Source organism: Nitratidesulfovibrio liaohensis, from assembly GCF_011682075.1.
Taxonomy (GTDB): Bacteria; Desulfobacterota; Desulfovibrionia; order Desulfovibrionales; family Desulfovibrionaceae; genus Cupidesulfovibrio; species Cupidesulfovibrio liaohensis.
The window spans coordinates 1-1,021 of the sequence record NZ_VSMK01000630.1; the positions used below are offsets into that span (position 1 = coordinate 1).

General features: G+C 68.9%; 1 protein-coding gene and 1 pseudogene. Both read left to right on the forward strand.

All coding sequences use genetic code 11. The annotated features are described in order from the left end of the window. Positions 1-76 precede the first annotated feature (76 nt). Positions 77-550, forward strand: coding sequence for a hypothetical protein (locus FVW27_RS16875; RefSeq protein WP_167127380.1), 474 nt, complete (start codon positions 77-79; stop codon positions 548-550). Positions 551-552: 2 nt separating this feature from the next. Continuing rightward, positions 553-1,021: pseudogene (locus tag FVW27_RS16880) on the forward strand (PEP/pyruvate-binding domain-containing protein); the annotation flags it as partial.

Sequence of the window (1,021 nt, forward strand, 5' to 3'; positions counted from 1 at the left end):
TACGGCTGGTTACGGTTCCATATCCTGCCGGTGGCGGCGGTACAAGCCGCGAAACTGAGGCGACATCCTGTCCGGCATGGCTGGCGGGGCGGGCAATGCCGCGAACGGGGCCGGACCGCATGCAGAATGGGCCGCCACCGGGGCCAACCTGGCCATCGCCGGGCGCGACTACCTCAACCTCACCCTGCGTCTCGGCTACCATTTCACCGTGCTGGACGTGCTGCTGAGCGACAATCCCAACCGCAACCACGCCTATTTCCGCTTTGCGGGGGGCATGGCCGATCCGGCCCGGCGGGTGCGCCGCGCCCATCTTGTACGCAACGTGCTGGAAGAGCTTGGCTTTGCCACCCGCATGCGCGGCGACATGGTCACCGGCAGACTGCGCGCCATGGAACACGCCGCCCTGCGCGACGCGGTGGCCGCGCTGGGCATGCTGACGGCCTTTACCCGGCAGGTGGACACCACCCTGAACGACGACGCCGACATGGTGCGCGCGGCCACGGATTTCCGCCTGCTGCGCGAAGACGCGCAACGGCAAACGCGGGGCTGACCATGCTGCACCATCTTATGGATCGTTGGCGCACACGCAGGGCCGCGCGTCAGGCGGCGGCGCTGGATACACTGAAGGCGCGCTACCACGCCTTCCGCATCCTGCTGGAAAACAACGGACGGGCACTGGAATGCCTGGCCGGTTTCGACGGAACATCAGGCACTGCTAAGCGCGAACTGGTGGAGGAACTGGTCTCGCTGGCCGGCGAACTGGTGGACGGACTGGACCTGCTGTCCGACGGGGCGCATCCCGGCATGTTCGGTGCGTACGGGCGCATCGCGGGGCGGGTGGAACAACTGGGTGCGGACACGGACCCGGCACGGGAACGCGACATCCTGTGCCTTTCCCTGGACGGCCTGTCCCCGGAGCAGGCCGGTCTGGCGGGCACCAAGGCCGCCACGCTGGCCCGGTTGCGCGGCTACGGGCTGCCGGTGCCGCCGGGGTTCGTGGTTACCGCCACGGCGGTGGCCC

Coding starts and splice junctions, on each gene's coding strand:
- FVW27_RS16875 (WP_167127380.1), top strand. CDS start 77: ATGGCTGGCGGGGCGGGCAATGCCGCGAACGGGGCCGGACCGCATGCA.